The sequence below is a fragment of the Streptomyces sp. NPDC005263 genome (assembly GCF_042872365.1).
Lineage (GTDB): Bacteria > Actinomycetota > Actinomycetes > Streptomycetales > Streptomycetaceae > Streptomyces.
Genome location: NZ_JBIAKJ010000002.1, coordinates 161623 through 181771, shown reverse-complemented (window position 1 = coordinate 181771; position 20149 = coordinate 161623). Strand labels below are relative to the sequence as shown.

The 20149-nt window shown below is 69.0% G+C and carries 19 protein-coding genes and 1 tRNA gene; 12 read left to right on the top strand and 8 right to left on the bottom strand.

Features of this window, described 5'->3' with window-relative positions:
- Positions 1-63: 63 nt before the first annotated feature.
- Positions 64-1629 carry a fibronectin type III domain-containing protein gene (locus tag ACFYRY_RS08225; RefSeq protein WP_389141458.1) on the bottom strand — a complete coding sequence of 522 codons (1566 nt, stop codon included), beginning with the start codon at positions 1627-1629 and terminating at the stop codon, positions 64-66.
- 186 nt (positions 1630-1815) lie between these two features.
- Here ACFYRY_RS08225 and ACFYRY_RS08220 point away from each other — a divergent pair, with 186 nt between their 5' ends.
- Complete coding sequence (locus ACFYRY_RS08220) at positions 1816-2073, top strand: hypothetical protein (protein WP_356771393.1); 258 nt, start codon at positions 1816-1818, stop codon at positions 2071-2073.
- A gap of 13 nt (positions 2074-2086) precedes the next feature.
- The gene (gene glmS / locus ACFYRY_RS08215; protein ID WP_389141455.1) at positions 2087-3904 is read left to right on the top strand and encodes a glutamine--fructose-6-phosphate transaminase (isomerizing); all 1818 of its coding nucleotides are present in this window, start codon (positions 2087-2089) and stop codon (positions 3902-3904) included.
- Between the two features lie 106 nt (positions 3905-4010).
- On the opposite strand, the gene ACFYRY_RS08210 is transcribed toward glmS, so the two are convergent.
- Positions 4011-4574 carry a GPR1/FUN34/YaaH family transporter gene (locus ACFYRY_RS08210; protein ID WP_389141453.1) on the bottom strand — a complete coding sequence of 188 codons (564 nt, stop codon included), beginning with the start codon at positions 4572-4574 and terminating at the stop codon, positions 4011-4013.
- A gap of 197 nt (positions 4575-4771) precedes the next feature.
- Complete coding sequence (locus ACFYRY_RS08205) at positions 4772-5299, bottom strand: universal stress protein (protein ID WP_389141451.1); 528 nt, start codon at positions 5297-5299, stop codon at positions 4772-4774.
- 342 nt (positions 5300-5641) lie between these two features.
- Here ACFYRY_RS08205 and ACFYRY_RS08200 point away from each other — a divergent pair, with 342 nt between their 5' ends.
- From ACFYRY_RS08200 to ACFYRY_RS08180, 5 genes are all read left to right on the top strand, one after another.
- Complete coding sequence (locus ACFYRY_RS08200) at positions 5642-6010, top strand: hypothetical protein (protein WP_389141449.1); 369 nt, start codon at positions 5642-5644, stop codon at positions 6008-6010.
- A gap of 386 nt (positions 6011-6396) precedes the next feature.
- Entirely contained in the window at positions 6397-7671 is a 1275-nt protein-coding gene (locus ACFYRY_RS08195) for a helix-turn-helix domain-containing protein (protein WP_389141447.1), read from the top strand.
- Positions 7672-7798: 127 nt separating this feature from the next.
- Positions 7799-8407 carry an oligoribonuclease gene (orn, locus tag ACFYRY_RS08190; RefSeq protein ID WP_389141445.1) on the top strand — a complete coding sequence of 203 codons (609 nt, stop codon included), beginning with the start codon at positions 7799-7801 and terminating at the stop codon, positions 8405-8407.
- A 103-nt stretch (positions 8408-8510) separates the two neighbouring features.
- A tRNA-His gene (locus ACFYRY_RS08185) sits at positions 8511-8583 on the top strand.
- Between the two features lie 110 nt (positions 8584-8693).
- Complete coding sequence (locus ACFYRY_RS08180) at positions 8694-9248, top strand: GNAT family N-acetyltransferase (protein ID WP_389141443.1); 555 nt, start codon at positions 8694-8696, stop codon at positions 9246-9248.
- A gap of 27 nt (positions 9249-9275) precedes the next feature.
- Here ACFYRY_RS08180 and ACFYRY_RS08175 read toward each other — a convergent pair whose 3' ends face one another.
- The gene (locus tag ACFYRY_RS08175) at positions 9276-10094 is read right to left on the bottom strand and encodes a serine/threonine protein kinase (protein ID WP_389141441.1); all 819 of its coding nucleotides are present in this window, start codon (positions 10092-10094) and stop codon (positions 9276-9278) included.
- A gap of 117 nt (positions 10095-10211) precedes the next feature.
- On the opposite strand from ACFYRY_RS08175, the gene ACFYRY_RS08170 reads away from it, so the two are divergent.
- Positions 10212-10493: a hypothetical protein gene (locus ACFYRY_RS08170; protein WP_389141439.1), complete on the top strand. Its 282-nt coding sequence runs from the start codon at positions 10212-10214 to the stop codon at positions 10491-10493.
- A gap of 4 nt (positions 10494-10497) precedes the next feature.
- On the opposite strand, the gene ACFYRY_RS08165 is transcribed toward ACFYRY_RS08170, so the two are convergent.
- A complete protein-coding gene (locus ACFYRY_RS08165; RefSeq protein WP_389141437.1) occupies positions 10498-11553 on the bottom strand; it encodes a LacI family DNA-binding transcriptional regulator in 1056 nt (351 codons plus the stop codon).
- Positions 11554-11910: 357 nt separating this feature from the next.
- On the opposite strand from ACFYRY_RS08165, the gene ACFYRY_RS08160 reads away from it, so the two are divergent.
- The 4 genes from ACFYRY_RS08160 (at position 11911) to ACFYRY_RS08145 (ending at position 16751) form a co-directional block, all read left to right on the top strand.
- Positions 11911-13239, top strand: a complete 1329-nt coding sequence (locus ACFYRY_RS08160; RefSeq protein WP_389141435.1) for an extracellular solute-binding protein — start codon at positions 11911-11913, stop codon at positions 13237-13239.
- Positions 13240-13244: 5 nt separating this feature from the next.
- A complete protein-coding gene (locus tag ACFYRY_RS08155; protein WP_389141433.1) occupies positions 13245-14255 on the top strand; it encodes a carbohydrate ABC transporter permease in 1011 nt (336 codons plus the stop codon).
- A gap of 12 nt (positions 14256-14267) precedes the next feature.
- Positions 14268-15176, top strand: coding sequence for a carbohydrate ABC transporter permease (locus ACFYRY_RS08150; protein ID WP_389141431.1), 909 nt, complete (start codon positions 14268-14270; stop codon positions 15174-15176).
- A 111-nt stretch (positions 15177-15287) separates the two neighbouring features.
- Complete coding sequence (locus ACFYRY_RS08145; RefSeq protein WP_389141429.1) at positions 15288-16751, top strand: GH1 family beta-glucosidase; 1464 nt, start codon at positions 15288-15290, stop codon at positions 16749-16751.
- Between the two features lie 75 nt (positions 16752-16826).
- Here ACFYRY_RS08145 and ACFYRY_RS08140 read toward each other — a convergent pair whose 3' ends face one another.
- Genes ACFYRY_RS08140 through ACFYRY_RS08130 form a run of 3 tightly spaced genes read right to left on the bottom strand, consistent with a single transcriptional unit; the run spans position 16827 to position 19998 of the window.
- On the bottom strand, positions 16827-17711 hold the full coding sequence (locus ACFYRY_RS08140) for a carbohydrate ABC transporter permease (protein ID WP_389141427.1): 885 nt from the start codon (positions 17709-17711) through the stop codon (positions 16827-16829).
- Positions 17708-18688, bottom strand: a complete 981-nt coding sequence (locus ACFYRY_RS08135; protein ID WP_389141425.1) for a carbohydrate ABC transporter permease — start codon at positions 18686-18688, stop codon at positions 17708-17710. The genes ACFYRY_RS08140 and ACFYRY_RS08135 overlap by 4 nt, the downstream gene beginning before the upstream one ends.
- Complete coding sequence (locus ACFYRY_RS08130) at positions 18685-19998, bottom strand: ABC transporter substrate-binding protein (protein WP_389141423.1); 1314 nt, start codon at positions 19996-19998, stop codon at positions 18685-18687. The genes ACFYRY_RS08135 and ACFYRY_RS08130 overlap by 4 nt, the downstream gene beginning before the upstream one ends.
- Positions 19999-20149: the final 151 nt, after the last annotated feature.

Genomic DNA, 20149 nt, shown 5'->3' with positions numbered 1-20149 from the left:
GCCGAGGACCGCCTGCCGTGGGTCCGCGCCCGCCTCGCGGGCGCACGAGCCGGGTCCGCTGCCCTACTTGGCCTTGCGCGCCACCGTGAAGTGGTCGATCTGGTCACCGCTCTCGGCGATGCCCCGTACCGTCAGCGTGGCCGTGCGGCCCTTGGCGGCCGGGGTGACGTCCACCCGCAGGAAGGAGTAGTCGAGGTAGCGCACCCGGGACCAGGTGACGGTCTCGTTCTGCTTGCCGCCCTTGACGTTGATGAACGAGGACACGGACTCGACCTCGTTCTCGTGCCCCTCGTACGACAGCGGGGCGCTGAACGCGTAGAGGCTGCGGCCCGCCGCACCCGCCGTCACGTACACCACGCCGTCGGTCTCGGGGTACGCCGTGCCGCCGATCGGGAGCTTCTTGGTGACCGCGCCCGCCTTGATGACGTCGGTGCGCTCGTACTGGTGGTTGTGGCCGTTGATCACCAGGTCGACGGTGTACTTCTCGAACAGCGGTACCCACTCCTGGCGCACGCCCCCCTCCGAGGCGTGCGCGGTGGAGGTGCAGTAGGCGCAGTGGTGGAAGAAGACGACGACGAAGTCGATGTCGTCGGACGCGCGGTACTTCTTGAGCTGCGCCTCCAGCCACTTGGTCTGGGTGCCGCCGGAGATGCCGAGGTTGGCGGGGATCTCGAAGGAGACGTCGTTGGGGTCCAGCGAGATGATCGCCGTGTTGCCGTGGACGAAGGAGTACACGCCCGGCAGGTTCGCCTTGTCCGGCCCGTTGTCGGGGAGCGTGAAGCGGGCCTCCTCGCCGCCGTAGCCGTTGGGCGAGTACCAGGCCTCCATGTCGTGGTTGCCGTAGCTGACCATCCACGGCACGGACTTGGCGACCGACTCGGTCTGGGCGAGGAACTGGTCCCAGGTGCGCGAGTCGAAGCCCGTGTCGGACGCCTGGCCCTGGCCCGTCGGGTCACCGTAGGCGATGTCGCCGGCGTGCAGGTGGAAGGCCGGGTTCTGGCCCAGGATCAGGGCGTCGTTGGCCAGCGCGTGATAGCTGACGCCCTGGTCGCCGAAGGCCGTGAAGGTGAACGGCTTCTTGTGGGCGGGGGCCGTGGTGAAGGTGCCGAGGGTGCCGAGCAGGTGCGGCTCGGCGGGGTCGAAGCCCTGGTGCCCGACGCCGTAGTAGTACGTCCTGCCGGGCTTGAGGTGGGTCAGCTTGGCGTGCACGTAGTACTGGGTGTGGTTGCCGCTGGCGCCGACACCGGCCGGGGTGTACAGGGTGCGCACCTCGGCCTCGATCTTGCGGGAGAGGTCCCAGGGCTGGGCGCCGATCCGGATGAAGGGCTTCTTCACCGCGACCGGGACCTGCCAGGAGACGGTCATCTCCGTGCTCGCGTCGCTGCCGTAGGCGAGGTGGCGGCCGAAGGGGGCGACCAGGGCGCCGTCGACGGTCGCCGCGGCCGGGATGTCGGCCCGGGTCGGAACGGCGGCCTGTGCGGTGGCACCCGGTACGAACGCGCCACCCGCGACGGCGCCCAGCGTGACGGCGCCGCCCCTGATCATCGTGCGTCGGGAGAATCTGTTGCGCAGGTACTCGTGCTGCTCGGCCATGCTCATGCGCTCGGCGAGCTGCTCGGGTACGCCCATGCGAGGAATGTCCATGACGTCTGAAACTCGTCCCCTCAGGCGACAGGTCGCAAGACGCCGGATGGACGAATCACGAACAGGTCCTCATGACAGATTCAACGTTCACCCAAAGATCCCCAACAGACACGTGCCCGATATCGGGCAGGATTCTTGCGAAACGGTCGTCGGTACCTCAGGATCTACCGAGTGCACGACGAACTCGTTGATCATCTGGCGCGGTCCACGCCCCTCAACCGGGGCGAGGCACTGCGCGTGATCCTGGACGTGCTCGCCTATTTCGACGAGACGACCGAGGAACACGTCCGTCGCCGCCACCGCGAGTTGCAGGCCCAGGGCCTGGTGAACGCGGAGATCTTCGTACGGATCGAGGCGGATCTCAAATACCGCGCGGTCGCGCCGCCGGAGCTCACGCTCAGGCAGCTGCGCCGCATCGTCTACGGCTGAGGGACACACCTGTATGTGCGGCATCGTGGGATACATCGGGAAGCGTGACGTGGCTCCGCTGCTCCTGGAGGGCCTGCAGCGCCTGGAGTACCGCGGCTACGACTCGGCGGGCATCGTCGTCACCTCCCCGAAGACGTCCGGCCTGAAGATGGTCAAGGCCAAGGGCCGGGTCCGTGACCTGGAGGCCAAGGTCCCGGCGCGTTTCAAGGGCACGACCGGCATCGCGCACACCCGCTGGGCCACCCACGGTGCCCCCTCCGACGTGAACGCCCACCCGCACCTGGACGCCGAGGGCAAGGTCGCGGTCGTCCACAACGGCATCATCGACAACTCCGCCGACCTGCGCCGCAAGCTGGAGGCGGACGGCGTCGAGTTCCTCTCCGAGACCGACACGGAGGTCCTGGTCCACCTCATCGCCCGCGCCCAGGGCGAGAAGCTGGAGGACAAGGTCCGCGAGACCCTCCGGGTCATCGAGGGGACGTACGGCATCGCCGTGCTGCATGCCGACCACCCGGACCGGATCGTGGTCGCCCGCAACGGCTCCCCGGTCGTCCTCGGCATCGGCGAGAAGGAGATGTTCGTCGCCTCCGACATCGCCGCCCTGGTCGCCCACACGCGCCAGATCGTGACGCTGGACGACGGCGAGATGGCCACCCTGAAGGCCGACGACTTCCGCACCTACACCATCGAGGGCACCCGGACCACCGCCGAGCCGACCACCGTGGAGTGGGAGGCCGCCTCCTACGACATGGGCGGCCACGACACCTACATGCACAAGGAGATCCACGAGCAGGCGGAAGCCGTGGACCGGGTGCTGCGCGGCCGCATCGACGACCGCTTCTCCACCGTGCGCCTCGGCGGCCTGAACCTGGACGCCCGCGAGGCGCGCCAGATCCGCCGGGTAAAGATCCTCGGCTGCGGCACCTCGTACCACGCGGGCATGATCGGCGCCCAGATGATCGAGGAGCTGGCCCGCATCCCGGCCGACGCCGAGCCGGCGTCCGAGTTCCGCTACCGCAACGCGGTCGTCGACCCGAACACGCTGTACGTGGCCGTGTCCCAGTCCGGCGAGACCTACGACGTACTGGCGGCCGTCCAGGAGCTGAAGCGCAAGGGCGCACGGGTGCTGGGCGTCGTCAACGTGGTCGGCTCGGCGATCGCCCGCGAGGCGGACGGCGGCGTCTACGTGCACGCCGGCCCCGAGGTCTGCGTGGTGTCGACGAAGTGCTTCACGAACACCACCGTCGCCTTCGCCCTGCTCGCGCTGCACCTGGGCCGCACCCGCGACCTCTCGGTCCGGGACGGCAAGCGGATCATCGAGGGGCTGCGGAAGCTGCCCGGGCAGATCACCGAGATCCTGGAGCAGGAGGAGGAGATCAGGAAGCTGGCCCAGGAGTACGCCGAGTCCCGCTCGATGCTCTTCATCGGCCGGGTCCGGGGCTACCCGGTGGCCCGTGAGGCCTCCCTGAAGCTCAAGGAGGTCTCGTACATCCACGCCGAGGCCTACCCGGCCTCCGAGCTCAAGCACGGCCCGCTGGCCCTGATCGAGCCCGCCCTGCCGACGGTCGCGATCGTCCCGGACGACGACCTGCTGGAGAAGAACCGTGCCGCCCTGGAGGAGATCAAGGCCCGCAGCGGCCGGATCCTCGCGGTGGCCCACGAGTGCCAGGAGAAGGCCGACCAGACCATCGTGGTCCCGAAGAACGAGGCCGAACTGGACCCGATCCTGCTGGGCATCCCGCTCCAGCTCCTCGCCTACCACACGGCGTTGGCCCTGGGCCGCGACATCGACAAGCCGAGGAACCTCGCCAAGTCGGTGACGGTGGAGTAGCCCCTCCCCCGCGGCCGGAGAAACGCGACGGACCCCCACGTGACGCCACAGTCACGGGGGGTCCGTTCTCAACGCCGGGGGCCGCCCAACCCCCCGGCCTGCGCGGCTACCCGGCGACCGTCACTCCCCGGCGGGCCGCGCGTCGTGGGAGGGCGGTCGGCCACTGGGCCAGGGCCGCCGTCGCGGCGTACCAGGCCACCGCGCCCGCCGCCACGGCGAACCAGCCGGCGGCCTTGGCGAGTCCGTCGTTGCCGGCGAACCGGGCGATGGCCAGCAGTACCAGGGAGACCAGGAACAGCCCGTACGTGCCCTTGGCGAGCGGATCGCCGACAGCCACGGTGAGGGACAGCACGACCAGCGCGAACAGCAGCAGGAACAGTCCGGCCGCGTTGTCGGACACCTGGCCGCCGGCCGAGACCGCCCAGGTGAACCACAGCGCGCCGACTGCGGAGAAGGCCGTACCGGTGACGGTGTCACGGTCACGGAACGCGAACAGGCCGGCGACGAAGAGCGCGACGCCGCCTACGTAATGGGCCAGTGATACGGCGTCAGCCGCCGTCACGCCGTCGATCAGGTCGGTGTACCCGAGGCCGAAGGCCAACAGGGTGATGCCGAGCGCGAGTCGGCCGACGATCGTGGTGGTGCTTCCCGCAGAGACGTCGTTGTCCACGGCGGGCTCCCTTCATGCATATGCGGTGGTGCGGTGACCCGTATATGCCCTTCACAAGGGCACAAACACATCTACGCGTGAGTAGATTCGGGCGGCGCACAAGGGGAGTTGCCGGTACCCAGGGCACATCTCACCTGGGAGAACGACGAGTTACGGATGCACAACGACAACAGCGGGGCCGACGGGGAGGGGTGTCCCTACGGGATGACCATCACGGGCCGCTTCGCCCGCTTGGCGAGCCGCCCCGCGACGGACCCGAAGAGGCGTCCGACAAGACCGTGGGTGGAGCCGACGACGATCGCGTCCGCCTCGTACTCCCGGCCCACCTCTTCGAGCTCGTGACAGATGTCGCCGCCGCGCTCGACGAGGATCCAGGGCACCTCGGCGAGGTACTCCGCACAGGCCAGCTCCAGCCCGAGGACCTCGGTGCGGTGGTCCGGTACGTCGACGAAGACCGGGGGCTCGCAGCCCGCCCACACGGTGGTGGGCAGTCGGTTGGCGACGTGCACGATGATCAGGCCCGACCCGGAGCGGTGGGCCATGCCGATGGCGTACGCGAGGGCGCGCTCGCTGGAGGTGGACCCGTCGAAGCCCACGACGACGCCGTGCTTGAACGCTGGGTCGCAGGAGTGACGTGGCTCTTCCGCCGCCAGGGGCTCGGCCGCCGTGTGATCGGCGACGGGCCGCTTGCGGTCCGCGGGTTCGAAGAATTCGTGACCGGCCATGGCTGTCTCGGCGTCGTGATCCTTTATGGATGGGACATCAGTGTGCGGCGGAGCTGTGTCCGGGAATCATCTTCCCCACCTCGTACCCCCAAGGGTACGGCGGCACGCCTCCTTCGCCCAGTTCCCGCCCGCTCCCCCACCCTCGGCTCGGCTCCGGGCGGGAGGGCCCCCGTCGTGGGGGTTCCAGGGAGCATGCACGAGGGGGTGCCCGTAACGCAATGGTTGCTGCGCTGTACAGCCGGTTCGCACAGCATTCACTTAACGACGTTCCATTTCGGACGCACAGTGACCGATCGATCGAACACGCGTTGAACTCCGTGAGCCACGCCCCAGGGAGCACGCATGTCCGGTCCCAGACCCCGTACCGAAGCCCCCCGTGCGACCTCACCCGGCCAGGACTCCGCCACCGACGTCGTCCGCTGGGCGGCCTTCAGCTGCGTCCTGGTCCCCGTCGTCCTCCTCTGGTACGGCAGCTCGCTGGCCGGGGCCGCCGGCACCGCCCTGGGTCTGGCCGCGGTGACCGCGGTCTGCCGTATTCTCCTGCGCCAGTCGGAGCGCGGCGCGGCGCGGATGCGGGCCGAGGAGCGGTCCCACCGTCGCGGCGCCCACCACGGCGGTCACCACGGCCGCCCGCACGGCCGTCATCACCGGGCCGGAGCCGGGGCTCGTAGAGGCGGACGTCACAGTGGGGGAAATACACCGGGCGGTTGACCGGTTTCCGCGCACGCACACGACTCTTTTCAGCCAACTTCTGGCCCCCGTCCACCCCTTGGCCGAAGTACCCCCCAACCCCCGTTCCACCTGCACGGAAAGGGTCTTTCGGGGTCTGCGCACCCTACGTGGATTAGCCACTGCGACAAGGCGCACTTCCCTGCACGCCCCACGAGTGCAACGCTTCGTGATCGAATGCTTCACGCCAAGTTGCCAAGTCGACAATGTGCCGGATGACCATCTGGTCACGCCGGCGCACGGGACGCAGTAGATTCGATCTTGACTGTCTTATGGCGGGGGACTCGTGCAGGACCGAGGGGAAACGTGTTGGAGCGACAGACCCGAAAGGTTAAGGGTGCCGCGACCACCGAGGGGGGCTTAGCAGTATGAGCCACGACTCCGCTGCCGCGCCGGAAGCCGCAGCCCGGAAACTCTCCGGGCGCCGCCGCAAGGAGATCGTCGCGGTGCTGCTGTTCAGCGGCGGCCCCATCTTCGAGAGCTCTATACCACTGTCGGTCTTCGGGATCGACCGCCAGGACGCCGGCGTGCCGCGCTACCGCCTGCTGGTGTGCGGGGGTGAGGAAGGCCCCCTGCGGACCACAGGGGGCCTGGAACTCACCGCGCCGCATGGCCTGGAAGCGATCTCCCGGGCGGGCACCGTCGTCGTGCCGGCCTGGCGTTCGATCACTTCTCCGCCACCCGAGGAGGCGCTCGACGCGCTGCGCCGCGCCCACGAGGAGGGCGCCCGCATCGTCGGGCTGTGCACCGGCGCCTTCGTCCTCGCGGCGGCGGGACTGCTGGACGGCCGGCCCGCCACCACACACTGGATGTACGCGCCGACACTGGCCAAGCGCTATCCGTCGGTGCACGTCGACCCGCGTGAACTGTTCGTGGACGACGGCGACGTGCTGACGTCCGCGGGCACCGCGGCCGGAATCGATCTCTGTCTCCACATCGTTCGGACGGACCACGGCAACGAGGCGGCGGGCGCGCTGGCCCGGCGTCTGGTGGTACCGCCGCGCCGGTCGGGCGGCCAGGAGCGCTATCTCGATCGGTCTTTACCAGAGGAGATCGGCGCCGACCCGCTCGCCGAGGTCGTCGCGTGGGCGCTGGAGCACCTTCACGAGCAGTTCGACGTGGAGACGCTCGCGGCGCGCGCGTACATGAGCCGCCGTACGTTCGACCGCCGCTTCCGATCGCTGACCGGCAGCGCACCGCTCCAGTGGCTGATCACTCAGCGGGTGCTGCAGGCGCAGCGACTCCTTGAGACGTCGGACTACTCGGTGGACGAGGTCGCGGGCCGCTGCGGTTTCCGCTCACCGGTGGCGCTGCGTGGGCACTTCCGCCGTCAGCTGGGTTCGTCCCCGGCCGCCTACCGGGCCGCGTACCGCGCCCGTAGGCCGCAGGGGGAACGACCGCCGGTGGACAGCGACGGCATGGCGCTGTCGGCCGGGCAGGTGGGTCCGGCGAGCACGCAGACACCGCTGCACCCGGACAGCGGCGGGCCGGTCCCTCTCCAGACCCGGCGCACGGCACCGAGCCCGGTCGGGACATCGGCGTCACTGTCCTCGTCGTCGGCCTCCTCGTCGTCCTCGGACAACGGGCGCGAGGCGTACGCGGGCAGCCGGGCGAGTCTGCCGGGGCAACGCGGCGGGATGTGAGCGTGAGGTGTGGCGGCGGGGGCGGGTGCCGGTGGGCGCCCGCCCCCGCCGCCTGTTCCCTCCCCCGGCGCGGTCCGCGGGCGCACCGGGCGCTCACATCGGCGCACGCCAGCCTTAGGGTGGTCGCATGAACGATCGCATGGTGTGGATCGACTGCGAGATGACCGGCCTCTCGCTGTCCGACGACGCGCTCATCGAGGTGGCCGCCCTGGTGACCGACTCCGAGCTGAACATCCTCGGCGAGGGTGTGGACATCGTCATCCGTCCGCCGGACCAGGCACTGGAGACGATGCCGGACGTGGTGCGTCAGATGCACACCGCGTCCGGACTGCTCACGGAACTGTCCGGGGGCACCACCCTCACGGACGCCGAGGAGCAGGTCCTGACGTACGTACGGGAGCATGTGAAGGAACCCGGCAAGGCCCCGCTGTGCGGCAACTCGGTCGGGACGGACCGCGGTTTCCTGCTCCGGGACATGCCGACGCTGGAGGACTACCTCCACTACCGGATCGTCGACGTGTCCAGCATCAAGGAACTCGCCCGGCGCTGGTACCCGCGGGCGTACTTCAACAGCCCGAAGAAGAACGGCAACCACCGCGCGCTCGCCGACATCCGCGAGTCCATCGCGGAACTCCGCTACTACCGCGAGGCCGTCTTCGTACCGCAGCCGGGCCCCGACTCCGACACCGCCAAGGCGATAGCCACCAAGCACGTCCTGCCCGGACGACAGGACTGAACAGCGGCCCTCGAAGGGGCGCCGCGAAAGCCGGGCGCGAGCACCCCTTCGGACCCTGTACACTTTTTCTCGGCCGGTCGGGGAAACCCGAACCGCCGACATGGTGGGTGTAGCTCAGCTGGTAGAGCACCTGGTTGTGGTCCAGGATGCCGCGGGTTCAAGTCCCGTCACTCACCCTCAGTCATCAGCCGGTGGCCTTGGAAACAAGGTCACCGGCTGATGTCGTTCCCGGCACCCGTGCCCCGAGCGGCCCCGGCTCCTCACCGACCTCGAAGAGGGTCAGCCCATGATCGAGCCCCTCCTGGCCGCCGAACCTGTCTCCACCCCCCGCCTCTCTCTCCTCCCCCTGAGGGTCGAGCACGCCGAGGAGATGGCCGCCGTGCTCGGTGACCCGGCCCTGCACACCTTCATCGGCGGCACCCCTTACTCCCCCGAGGCGCTACGGACCCGCTACGAGCGGCTGGTCGCCGGGTCGCCGGACCCGGACGTCAGGTGGTGCAACTGGGTACTGCGACCCCGCGCGGAGAACTGCCTGGTGGGAACGGTCCAGGCGACGATCACGCGGGGACGCGCGGGGCCCGGTCGAGACACCGCGGGCCCGGGGCACACCGCCGAGATCGCCTGGATGGTCGGGACGCCCTGGCAGGGGCGCGGGTTCGCCTCGGAGGCCGCGCGGGCGCTCGTCGAGTGGCTCGGGAAGCGGTCCGTGCGGACGGTGATCGCCCACATCCACCCCGAGCACCTCGCGTCGGCCTCGGTCGCCACGGCGGCCGGCCTCGCGCCGACCGCGGAGGAGCAGGACGGCGAGCGACGGTGGCGGCTGGACCTGGGCGGCCAATAGGGGGGCGTTGCGAAAGTCATCGGCCTCTCAAGCGGCCACCGCCCGCCACGCCGTCACCAACTCCCCCACGCTCTGGAAACGTTCGTCCGGATCAGGGCGGGTGGCCCGTTCGACGACCGCCGCCTGTGCGGCCGTGCCCCGGAAGGCGCGCTCGTCGTCGCCGGCGTCCAGGAGGATGCGGGCGGCGCGGCCGAGGACGTACACCGTCGTGCGAAGGTCGATGACGGCGCCGCGCCGCCATTGCTCCGGGGCCATGAAGCGGCGCGAGCCGGGGAGGCGGTCCGCGGTGAGGACGAACGGGCCCGGGCGGTACTCGTCGAGGTCGATCAGGTGGAGCTCGGCGGCCCGGAAGTCGTACAGGAAGGCGCCGTCGTAGAGGTCGACGGCGACCTGGCCCGCGGCCTCCACCGCGAGATGGGCGTCGAGGACACGGTCCAGGGCGGCGAGGATCCGGGGGACCGGGAGCGCGCGGAAACGGGACCGGGGACTGTCGGGGTGGGAGCGTCCGGACGGAGTGTAGAGGGACTCGCCCTCGCGCCAGGGCATCACCGTCGCCGTACGGCCGTTCCGCAGTGCGATCCGGTGCAGTTGCGGGACGATCGCCGGGTGTCGGACCGATCGATGGAAGGCCCAGGCGCGGTCGAGCGAGCGGTGGGCGGCGTCGGTGGTGGCCTCCTTGACGAAACAGCGGGTGCCGTCGGGGAGTTGGACACCGTACGAGACGCAGCCCGAGTCCTGGGTGCGGAAGGCGAGGAACACCTCGCCCACGCCGTGGAGGTGGGGCTCCAGCTCGGGAACCTCGTCGATGTCCAGCAGTGGAGGGGAGGTCGGCGGATGCTCGGTCATGGGCCCAGCATGCGTCTCGGAGCGGGATGGACGGCGCCGGTTTTCCACACGGTCTCGCCTGCATCGTACAGGCGTATTGTCAGATTATGAGCCATTCATGACGTTGGGAGGCTCGTCATGCGGGCCCCGCACCATCCCCGGTGGAGGCTGCTGACCTGGGTGTTCCTCGCGTTCAACCTGGCCATGCTGGTGTGGCTCGCGGTGGCCCTCGAGGCGGCGGGCGAGGGGTGCGCCGGGGCGCTGTGCCGGGACGCCGAGGACCCGGAGTCGCTCACCGGGGCCTGGCTCGTGATCTTCTGCTGGCTGGCCGGGGCCGTACTCCTGGGCATCGCCTGGTTCGTCACCCACCGCACCGAGCGCCCGCGACGGCGACCTCGCAGAGGGGCGCACCGGCCGTGACCGGTCAGGACGACGTCCGCGCCACCAGCTCCGTCGCCAGCACCACCTGACGCCGCTCCAGCCCCCGGGTGACCGCCGGACGACGGTCGGCGATCTCGGTCAGCAGCAGGTCGATCATCCTGCGGCCCATCTCCTCGATGGGCTGGCGCACACTGGTCAGCGGCGGGTCCATGTGGCGGGCGATGGCCGAGTCGTCGTACCCGACGAGCGCCACGTCGTCGGGGATACGGCGGCCCTCCTCGCGCAGGACCTGACGGGCGCCGGCCGCCATCACGTCCGAGCCCGCGAAGACCGCGTCCAGGTCGGGACGGCGGTCCAGCAGCCTCGTCATCGCGCGCCGACCGCCCTCCTCGGTGAAGTCGCCGGGCTCGATCAGCCGCTCGTCCGCCTCGTGCCCCGCGTCCCGCAGGGCGTCGCGGTAGCCGTCGACGCGCCGCTGGGCGCCGTACACGTCGAGCCGGCCGGTGATGTGGGCGACCACCCGGGAACCGCGGGCCAGCAGGTGCTCGACCGCCGACCGGCCGCCGCCGTAGTTGTCCGAGTCGACCGATGGGAGCGTTTCCGCGGCGGATCGCGGGCCACTGATCACCGCCGGGATCTCCAGCTGGGCCAGCAGGTCGGGCAGCGGGTCGTCGGCGTGCACGGAGACCAGCAGGACGCCGTCGACGCGGTGCGCCGCCAGGTACTGAGCGAGGCGGGCCCGCTCCCGGTCGCTGCCCGCGAAGATCAGCAGCAACTGCATCTCGGTGTCCGAGATCTCGGCTCCGACACCCTTGAGCATGTCCGAGAAGTACGGTTCCGCGAAGAAGCGGGTCTCCGGCTCGGGGACGACGAGGGCGATCGCGTCGGTGCGGTTGGCGGCCAGGGCGCGTGCCGCGGTGTTGGGCACATAGCCCAGTTCGGCGACCGCCGCCTCCACCGCCGCCCGGGTGGCGTCGCTCACCCGGGGCGAGCCGTTGATCACTCGGGAGACCGTGCCGCGACCGACGCCCGCCCGCGCCGCCACCTCTTCGAGGGTGGGCCGGCCACCGCTTCGGCCACGCGCTCCGTGGCTTGCCATGGGCTCCGCCTTCCCGCCGTCATCATCACGCTGGCCTGGAATCTAACAGTCTGCCGAGGGCCCGGCCGCCCCCCGTGGGCTCCCGCGTCCGCGCGGGAGGGGCCCGGACGACTGGCCGGATCGCCGCCCCCCGGAGTTAGTTAACAGGCTGATAACTGAAGACATATCTCCTTGCCGACTCCCTTGACACCCCCGCCCGCACCGACGAACCTTCAACACATCACGAGTGGGAGCGCTCCCACGGTACCTGACACATACACATCCCGCACGTTCCCCACCCGAGCCGCAGCTAGAACTAACGGGTCCAACAACGCAGTTGGCCGGGGGGTCGGCACGTCAGGGCAACAGGAGGACGCAATGCGAGCACGTACCCGATCCGCCCGCAACAGGGCGGTTGTTCTCGCGGCTGTCGCGTCGCTGGGCGCCGGGCTGCTGGCCGGCTGTGCCGACGACGGAGGCGACGACAAGAACTCGTCCACGGACGGAGACGGCGGCGGCAAGACCACGATCACCCTGGGCCTGTTCGGCACCATGGGCTTCAAGGAAGCCGGCCTCTACACCGAGTACGAGAAGCTCAACCCCAAGATCAAGATCGCCGACAACGTCATCCAGCGGAACGAGAACTACTACCCCCCGCTGCTGAACCACCTCACCACCAACAGCGGGCTGCTGGACGTCCAGGCCGTCGAGGTCGCCAACATCTCCGAGATCGTGAGCACCCAGGCCGACAAGCTCTCGGACTTCTCCAAGGTCTCGGGCGTGGACAAGAGCAACTGGCTCGACTGGAAGTGGCAGCAGGCCACGACCAAGGACGGCCAGACGGTCGGCCTCGGCACCGACGTCGGCCCGACGGCGATCTGCTACCGCAAGGACCTCTACGAGCAGGCCGGTCTGCCCACCGACCCCGGCGAGGTCGGCAAGCTGTGGGCCGGTGACTGGGCCAAGCTCATCTCGGTCGGCGAGCGGTACAAGAAGAAGGCGCCCAGCGGCACCGTCTTCATGGACTCCCCCGGCGGTCTGCTCAACGGAATCCTCGGCAGTGAGAAGGAAAGGTTCTACGACTCCTCCGGCAAGGTCATCTACAAGTCGAACCCGGCTGTCAGGGCCGCCTTCAACCTGACCGCGGAAGCCGCCGAGAAGGGACTGGTCCAGTCGCAGACGCAGTTCCAGCCGTCCTGGAACTCGACGATCGCCAACAACAAGTTCGCCACCATCTCCTGCCCGCCGTGGATGCTCGGCACCCTGAAGGACAACTCGAAGCCGGAGGCGAAGGGCAAGTGGGCCGTCGCCGCCGCGCCCAAGGGCGGCAACTGGGGCGGCTCCTTCCTGACCGTGCCCAAGAGCGGCAAGAACGTGGCGGAGGCCCAGAAGTTCGTGGCCTGGCTGACCGCGCCCAAGCAGCAGGCGAGGCTGTTCAAGGTGCAGGCCAGCTTCCCGAGCGCCCCGGCCGCCTACACCATGCCCGAAGTCACCGGCGCGGTGAACGAGATGACCGGTGACCAGCCGATCGGCACGGTCTTCGCCGAAGCCGCCAAGGGCGCCCCGGTCCAGGTGATCGGCCCGAAGGACCAGATCATCCAGCAGGGCCTGTCGGACAACGGCGTCATCCTGGTGACGAAGGGCAAGTCGGCGCAGGATGCCTGGGACTCCGCGGTCAAGTCCATCGACAACAAGCTGGACCAGTGACCCGTATGACCACCCGTCCCGACACCGCCGCGCCCCCCGTGAAGGAGGGGGGCGCGGCCCCGGGCCGCCCGCCCGGGAACGACACCGCCGCGGCGCAGCGGAAGCGCGCCCGGCTGTCCCGGCGCTGGCAGCGGGACATCCGCTGGAGCCCGTACGCCTTCGTCTCCCCGTTCTTCCTGCTGTTCATCGCGTTCGGCCTGTTCCCGCTGCTCTACACGGGCTGGGCCTCGCTGCACCAGGTGGAGCTGACCGCGCCGACCGACATGAACTGGGTGGGGCTGCGCAACTACACCCGCATCTTCGACGACGAGTTCTTCTGGAACGCGGCGAAGAACACCCTGACGATCGGCGTCATCTCCACCGTTCCGCAGCTGTTGATGGCGATGGGTATCGCCCACATCCTCAACTACAAGCTGCGGGCCTCGACCTTCTTCCGGGTCGCGATGCTCGCGCCGTACGCGACCTCGATCGCCGCCGCCTCGCTGGTGTTCGTGATGCTCTTCGGCCGCGACTACGGCATGATCAACTGGGTGCTCGACGCCGTCGGCATCGATCCGGTCGACTGGCAGAACGACAAGTGGCCCTCGCAGATCGCCGTGTCGTCGATCATCATCTGGCGCTGGACCGGCTACAACGCGCTGATCTACCTCGCCGCGATGCAGGCGATCCCGCACGACCTGTACGAGTCGGCGGCCCTCGACGGAGCGAGCCGCTGGCAGCAGTTCATCCATGTGACGGTGCCCTCGCTGCGTCCGACGATCCTGTTCACGTGCGTGGTGTCGACGATCGGGGCGAGCCAGGTCTTCGGCGAGCCGCTGCTGTTCGACGCCAACAAGGGCACGTCCGGTGGCGCGGAACACCAGTTCCAGACCCTCGGCCTGTACCTGTACGAGCAGGGCTGGGTCGCCCAGCACCTGGGCCGCGCCTCGGCGATCGCCTGGACGATGTTCCTGATCCTGATCGTCATCGGCGTCGTCAACTACGTCATCTCGCGCCGGCTGCGCGCCAGTAGTTAAGGAGTTCCGGCCGTGACGACTACGTTGACGCCCGCCGACCCGAAGCCCGTGGACAAACCTCCCCGGCGCCCGCGCCTGCCCAAGGCCGCGCGGGCCGGCGGGCAACTCCACGGTGGCCCGATCGCGTACGCGATCCTCATCCTGTTCACGATCATCTCGCTGTTCCCCCTGGTGTGGTCGGCGATCGCCGCCTCGCGCGACAACAACCGGCTGGCGCAGACCCCGCCGCCGTTCTGGTTCGGCGGCAACCTCCTCGACAACATCGAAGTGGCGTGGACCGACGCCAATCTGGGCGAGGCGTTCTTCAACACCACGGTGGTCGCCGGAGTTTCGGCGGCGACCGTCGTCTTCCTGTCGACGATCGCCGGGTTCGCCTTCGCCAAGCTGCGGTTCCGGGGCCGTGGCGCGATGATGCTGATCGTGATCGGCACGATGATGGTGCCGCCGCAGCTGAGCGTGATCCCGCTGTACATGATGGTCGCCAAGCTGGACTGGACCGACCAGTTGCAGGCGGTCATCTTCCCGTCGCTGGTGAGCGCCTTCGGGGTGTTCTTCATGCGGCAGTACCTGATCCAGGCCTTGCCGGACGAGATCATCGAGGCCGCCCGGGTCGACGGGGCGAGCAGCTGGCGGGTGGTGTGGCACGTGGTGTTCCCGGCGGCCCGGCCGGCCATGGCCGTGCTCGGCATGCTGGTGTTCGTGCAGACCTGGAACGACTTCCTGTGGCCCTTCCTGGTCCTGACCCAGACCGGCAACCCGACCGTGCAGGTCGCGGTCGCGGCCCTGGGCCGCGGCTACACGCCCGACCAGTCCCTGATCATGGCGGGCGCGCTGCTGGGCACGCTGCCGCTGCTGCTGGTCTTCGCGATCTTCGGCAAGCAGATCGTGGGCGGCATCATGCAGGGCGCCGTGAAGGGCTAGGCACTTTCCCAGGGGCTGGGCCACCGTCGTCCCAGCCCCTTCTTTTTCCTCTCCCTCTCCCCTCCCTCCATCCACTCGTCGGTCTCCTCGACCTCCAATGGGAGCGCTTCCATGACTGAGTCCGAAACGCCGGGCACACCGGTGACCTTTCCGCCCGGCTTCCTCTGGGGCGCCGCGACCTCCGCGTACCAGATCGAGGGGGCGGTGCGGGAGGACGGCCGTACGCCCTCCATCTGGGACACCTTCAGTCATACGCCGGGCAAGACGGCCGACGGCGAGCACGGTGACATCGCTGTCGACCACTACCACCGCTACCGCGACGACGTGGCGTTGATGGCGGAGCTCGGCCTGGGCGCGTACCGCTTCTCGGTCTCCTGGCCGCGGGTGCAGCCGACGGGTCGCGGTCCGGCGGTCCAGCGGGGCCTGGACTTCTACCGGCGGCTGGTCGACGAGCTGCTCGCGCACGGCATCAAGCCGGCGGTCACCCTCTACCACTGGGACCTGCCGCAGGAGTTGGAGGACGCGGGCGGCTGGCCGGAGCGCGACACCGCCTACCGCTTCGCGGAGTACGCGCAGATCGTCGGTGAGGCGCTCGGGGACCGGGTGGAGCACTGGATGACGCTCAACGAGCCGTGGTGCAGCGCCTTCCTCGGCTACGCCTCCGGTGTGCACGCGCCCGGCCGCACGGACCCGGCGGCCTCCCTCAAGGCCGCGCACCACCTGAACCTGGCCCACGGGCTGGGCACCACGGCCCTGCGCTCGGTGATGCCGGCCCGCAACTCGGTGGCGGTGAGCCTCAACTCCTCGGTGGTACGGCCGTTCTCGCCGGACCCGTCGGACCTGGCAGCGGTGCGGAAGATCGACGACCTGGCCAACGGCGTCTTCCACGGTCCCATGCTGCACGGCGCGTACCCGGAGACGCTGTACGCCGCGACGGAGCTGATCACGGACTGGTCCCACGTCCAGGACGGCGACCTGGCGGCCATCAAGCAGCCCCTGGACGCGCTGGGCCTCAACTACTACACCCCGGCGCTGGTCTCGGCGGCGGACCCGCACGCGAGCGGCGCGCGCGCCGACGGCCACGGCTCCAGCTCCTTCTCCCCCTGGCCCGGCGCGGACGACGTCGCCTTCCACCAGACGCCGGGTGAGCGCACGGAGATGGGCTGGACGGTCGACCCGACCGGCCTGCACGACCTGATCATGCGCTACACCCGCGAGGCCCCGGGCCTGCCGCTCTACATCACCGAGAACGGCGCGGCCTACGACGACAAGCCCGACTCGGACGGCCGCGTCCACGACCCCGAGCGGATCGCCTACCTCCACGGCCACCTGTCCGCGGTCCGCCGCGCCATCAGCGACGGCGCCGACGTCCGCGGGTACTACCTCTGGTCCCTCATGGACAACTTCGAGTGGGCCTACGGCTACGGCAAGCGCTTCGGCGCGATCCACGTCGACTACGCCACCCTGGCCCGCACCCCCAAGTCGAGCGCCCACTGGTACGCCCGGGCCGCCCGCTCGGGCACGCTCCCGCCGGTGAACCTGGCGGAGCTGCCGCCCCTGGCGGCGACGGACTGACCACATCCGAGGGGGAAGCGGGGGACGGGGCGCGGCATCCGACGGGGGGTGCCGCGCCCCGGTTGTTCCCGGACGTCAGCCCTTGTTGGCGCCCAGGGTCAGGCCGCTGACGAACTGCCGCTGGAGCGCGAAGTAGACGATCAGGGTGGGGATCGCGGTGAGCAGGGCGCCCGCGGCGACCAGGTTGGGGTCGGTGAAGTACTGGCCGGAGAGGTTGTTGAGGGCGGAGGTGATCGGCATGTTCTCGCCGGTGGAGATCAGGACGATGGCCCAGAAGAAGTCGTTGTAGATCCAGATGGAGAGCAGGGTGGCCAGGGCGGCCATCGCGGGCTTGCACAGCGGCAGCACGATCTGCCAGTACATCCGCCACACAGAGGCGCCGTCGACGAGCGCGGCCTCGGTCAGCTCGTGCGGGAGCATGCGCATGTAGTTGCTCAGCACGAAGGCGCAGAAGCCGGACTGGAACGCTATGTGGATGAGCACCAGGCCGAGCGCGGAGTCGTACAGCTTGCCGCTCATGGTGATACCGGGCAGGTCGATGAGCAGGTACAGCCGGTACAGCGGGGTGATGATGACCTGCTGGGGCAGCAGGTTGCCGGCCGTGAACACCAGCAGCAGGAAGATGTTGAGCCGGAAGTCGAAGCGGCTGACGTAGAACGCGACCATCGACGACAGGAACAGCGTCAGCAGCACCGCGGGGACGGCGATGATCAGCGTGTTGCCGAAGTAGTGCAGCATGTCGGACTGCGTGAACGCGTTCGTGAAGTTGTCGAAGTTCAGCTTGTCCGGCCAGGAGACATAGCCCTTGTTGCTGGTCTCCGAGTAGGGCCGCAGGGCCGCGTAGACCGCCCACAGCAGCGGGGCGAGCCAGGCCAGCGAGGTGCCGACGAGGAAGGTGTGCAGCAGGACCCGGGCCGGGCGCACGGGGGTGCGCTGCTTGGTCACGACAGCTGTGCTCATGCGCGCCGCTCCTTGCGGAAGGTCGCGATCAGGTACGGGATGATCACGGCCAGGGAGATCACCAGCAGGACGACCGCGATCGCCGAGCCGTAGCCGATGCGGCTGGACTCGCCGATGATGTTGTTGGTGATCAGGATCGACAGCAGCTCGGTGCCCTGGGCGCCCTTGTTGAAGACGAACACGAGGTCGAAGGCGCGCAGGGCCTCGATGATGGTGACGACCAGGACGACCGTGTTGGTGGGGCGCAGGGTGGGGAAGATGACGTTCTTGAACGTCTGCCACTCGTTGGCGCCGTCCAGCGAGGAGGCCTCGCGCAGGGACGGGTCGACGCCCTTCAGACCGGCCAGGTACAGGATCATCATGTAGCCGGCGTGCCGCCAGGACGCGGCGATCAGCACGGCCCACAGGTTGAGGTGCGGGTTGCCGATCCAGTCGATGTAGTGGCCGGGTTTGTTGGCGCCGATGAGGCTGTTGATCAGGCCCGTGTCGGGGTTGTAGACGAGCTGCCAGACGAACCCGGTGACGGCCAGCGACACCACGACCGGCAGGAAGAACGCGGTCTGGTAGACGCGGCTGAAGCGGATCTTCTTGTCCAGCTGCACGGCCAGGAACAGGCCGAACGGCGTCGGGATCAGGATGAGGACGACGAACCAGATGATGTTGTGCTGGACCGCGGGCCAGAACTGCGGGTTGTCGGTGAACAGCTGGCGGAAGTTGTCCAGGCCGACCCATTTGATCGAGCTGAAGCCGATGCCGTCCCAGGAGGTGAAGGCCAGGGCGATGGAGGCGAGGGCGGTGACCCAGACCAGGGCCACGTGCAGGACCGTGGGCACGCCCGCCATGAAGGCGAGCGTGACGCGGTCACGGCGGGTCAGCAGACGCTTGTGCCCCTGCGGGACCCGCTTCTTGGCAAGCGCGGGACCCGGAGACGGCACGGCGGCCGCCTCCGGGTTCTTCGGGGAGGTGTCGATGGTCATGCGGAGGCGAAGATCGTCTTCTTCTGGCGCTCGATCGAGGACAGCAAGCCGTCGACGCCCTTGGGGTTCTGGAGGAACTTCTGCAGACCGGGCTGCATCACCGTGGAGGTGAAGTCCGGCCGGGAGTCACGGTCCATGAACTGGGTGAGGCTCTTGGCGCCGCCGATCATCTCGAACGCCTTCTTCTGCAGCGGCGAGTACGCGGAGGTGTCGGCCTTGCTGGAGGCGGCGACCACGCTCGGGTCGGCCTTGAGGTAGGTCTGCTCGGCCGCGGGCGAGCCCAGGTACTCCATCAGCTTCACGACGCCGTCGTGGTTCTTCGGGGCCTTGCTGACCATGAAGCCGTCGGTCGGCGCCTCGACGGTGTCCTGGCCGTACGCGGGGTTGATCTCCGGGAAGGCGAAGAAGTCGAGGTCGTCCAGGTCGGCCTTGACGGTGAACTGCTGCGCCACGAAGGAGCCCAGGAGATACATGCCGGCCTTCTTCGCCACCAGGGTCTGCGCGGCGTCCTGCCAGGTGCGGCCCATGAAGCCGTCCTGGTGGTAGGGCAGCAGCTCGGCCCAGTGGTCGAAGACGGCCTTGACCTTGGGGTCCGTCCAGGCGGCCTTGCCGGCCATCAGGTCGACGTGGAAGTCGTAGCCGTTGGTGCGGAAGTTGATCTGGTCGAAGGTGCCCATCGCCGGCCAGGCGTCCTTGTCGCCGAAGGCGATCGGGACCAGGCCGTCCTTCTTCATCTGCTTGCACAGGGCGACCAGCTGGTCCCAGGTGGTGGGGACGGTGTAGCCGTGCTGCTGGAAGACGCTCTTGCGGTAGAAGATCGCCCACGGGTACGTGGTCAGCGGCACGAAGTAGTACTTGCCGTCCTCGCCCTTGCTGAGCTTCTTCATCGCGTCGGGGAAGTTGTCCCCGATCTTCGCCCACACGTCGTCGATCGGGGTGGCGAGCTTCTTGGCCGCGAAGAACTGCATGCGGTAGCCGGCGAACCAGTTGAAGACGTCGTCCGGGGTGCCCTGGAGGTAGGAGTTGATCTGCTCCTGGAAGGTGTTGTGGTCCTTGGTGTTCACGTCGACCGTGATCCCGGACTGCTTCTTGAAGGCCGCGTAGATGTCGGCGAAGGCCTTCTTCGGCACCGCGTCGGACGCGTTGGAGCCGACGGTGACCGTCTTCGAGTCGGAAGCCGTGCTGCTGCCGCCGCACGCGCTCAGCAGGGGTATCCCGGCGCCGAGGACGGCGGCACCGCCGATGCCGCGCAGCAGGGCGCGACGGCTCGGGGCGGAGAAAGAGAGTCCGGAGGGAGAGAGGTCGTGCATGAACGGCTCCTGAGGGCAGGGTTCGGCCACGGGGGTGAGACTGACTGAAAGCTGATCTCAATCGACCAGAAATCAACTTGACCGAACACGATGGCGCCATAACAGCCCCTGTTCACTCAGGCGTCAAGAGCCGCTGCGTTCATTTGTCGAA